Source organism: Bradyrhizobium centrolobii (genome assembly GCF_001641635.1).
Taxonomy (GTDB): Bacteria; Pseudomonadota; Alphaproteobacteria; order Rhizobiales; family Xanthobacteraceae; genus Bradyrhizobium; species Bradyrhizobium centrolobii.
The window spans coordinates 1-2,108 of sequence record NZ_LUUB01000098.1 but is presented as its reverse complement, the minus strand read 5'-3'; the positions used below and the strand labels follow the sequence as shown (position 1 = coordinate 2,108).

The window sequence follows — 2,108 nt, the reverse complement described above, 5'->3', positions numbered from 1 at the left end:
GGCCAGTCCGGTGCCGCTGCCGGAGCCGCGCCCCAACATCAAGCCCGTCCGCGAGCCGCGCCGTCACGTGAATCGTCGTTCCAACCAGCAATGAAGCGATCGTCCCGTCCGCCCGTGCTGGAGCCTCGCCCCTCACCGCGCCGCCGCGCGCTCAGCGCGGAAGAGCGCGAGCTGTGGGACCTGGTTGCCAAACAGGTCAAGCCGCTCAGGAAACCTCGCCCTGTGAAGGCGCATTCCGCGACGCGTTCCGAGCCCTCGCCCGCTGCACCCGTCGGCAAGTCTGCGGCACCGGCGAGGCCCATTGCCGCCGCGCCCGCGCCGCGGGTAGCAAAACCGGCCATGCCGCCCCTGGCGCCGCTCGGCAAGCGCGAGCGCGCAAAGCTGTCGCGCGGCCGCAGCGAGATCGAGGCGCGACTCGACCTGCACGGCATGACCCAGATGCGCGCCCATCGCGCGCTGTCGGGTTTTCTGCAGCGGGCGCATCATGATGGCCTCACCTTCGTGCTGGTCATTACCGGCAAGGGCCGGAGCGGCGGCGAAAGCGGGGTGCTGCGCCGCCAGGTGCCGGAGTGGCTCAGCCTGCCGGAATTCCGTGCCTTCGTCGTCGGCTTCGAGGAGGCGCATGTCGGCCATGGCGGCGAGGGCGCGCTCTATGTCCGAATTCGTCGGGCGAGAATTTAGCGAGCATGATCCGGAAAAGTGGGCAACGGTTTTCCGGATTAGATCATGCTCAACTAAAACGGCCGGACGATCCCGACGCGCGGGATCAGCGTGATGATCAGGCCGAAGACGTTTGTCTTGCGATCCTCCGCCGGAATCGGCGGTGTCTCCTGCTTGGCCGGCAGCATCTTCACTGCATGCAGGATCAGGAACATGCAGACCGCCCAGTTCGAGATCCAGCGCGAATAGTCGAACACCATCGCGAACATCACGAGATAGGCGAGGCTGACGCCGATCAGCCCTGCGACGACGAGACGGCGGTGCGTCTCGCTCGCGAGCGCGCCGATCAGGCCGGCAAAATAGCGCCAGAGCGGCGTATGCAGCCAGATCAGCAGCGCGAACACGGGTACGCCGAGGATGTTGTGGGGCATCCAGGTCCAGGTGTCCGAAATCTCCTTCGCCAGCGGCTGATACCAGATGTAGCTGAATTGCAGGAGATCGGTACGCGCCGGATCGGGCATCCGGGTCTTCAGATACTGCACGAAATCCGCTTCCGGGATCGGCATCGTGCCCAAAAACTGCGCCGCGAAGAAAAGCGCTGAAACGAGCAGGAAGGCGATGACGCCGAAGGCCATGTTGGCCCGATTGAGGCCGTAGACGAGATAATGCCTGACAACGACGATGGTGATGATGGTCGGCACATACATCAGGAGATGAATGTGGTGGATCAGGATCAGCACGATCGAGAACAGTGCCGCCAACGCAACGTACTGGATCGACCGGGCAGGGATCAGCAGCAGCACGATGGCGAGCGCGCAGCCATAAATGTCGAAATGGCCGAGCGTGTGCATGAAGTTCTTGAGGAAGAACGGCGAGCCCGCCATGAAGACGAACAGCGGCAGCGTCTTCCCGGCGAAGCCAAACGTCCGGTGAAACAGTCTTGCGAACAGCGCCAACGTCACCAGCCAGGTCGCGCCGCCGAGTGCGAACACCAGCCACACCGGCACCTTCGTCGTGAACAGCGCCACGACCGCCCCGATCAGCGCGCGCTTGATGAAGCCGAAATGATAGTCGACGACGAGATGGATGTAGGGGACCCAAGGCGGGAGCTGGATCTTATGAATGAAGACCCCGGCGATGACGGCGGCGTTGATCGCGAGCAGAAGCCGCCAGGGGTTTTGCCAGATGCTAGCGCGCACACCACACCTGCGCCGCTGCCTTGACCTCCACCGTCGTCCCGGGCAAGCGAAGCGCGACCCGGGACCCATATGTGGACGGCCCCCGTGGCACAAGAGCTTTGTGAGGTTTGATCGGATCGCTTGCGTCCATATGTCCGGCCTGTTGGTGCGGCNTGTTGGGCCGCTGGCCAAGATGGTTTCCGCGACGCGAGTTCCAATCAACCACGCGACCTCGTTCGGCCGATGGGTCCCACGGATTTGCTCGCATCT

2 protein-coding genes are annotated in these 2,108 nt (G+C 63.9%); one reads left to right on the top strand and one right to left on the bottom strand.

The window, feature by feature from the left end; translation table 11 throughout:
- The first annotated feature begins 90 nt into the window (after positions 1-90).
- On the top strand, positions 91-681 hold the full coding sequence (locus tag AYJ54_RS35915) for a Smr/MutS family protein (protein ID WP_063706701.1): 591 nt from the start codon (positions 91-93) through the stop codon (positions 679-681).
- A 53-nt stretch (positions 682-734) separates the two neighbouring features.
- Here the strand turns inward: AYJ54_RS35915 and AYJ54_RS35910 are convergent, their stop codons facing one another.
- Entirely contained in the window at positions 735-1,859 is a 1,125-nt protein-coding gene (locus AYJ54_RS35910; protein WP_063706699.1) for a hypothetical protein, read from the bottom strand.
- Positions 1,860-2,108 lie beyond the last annotated feature (249 nt).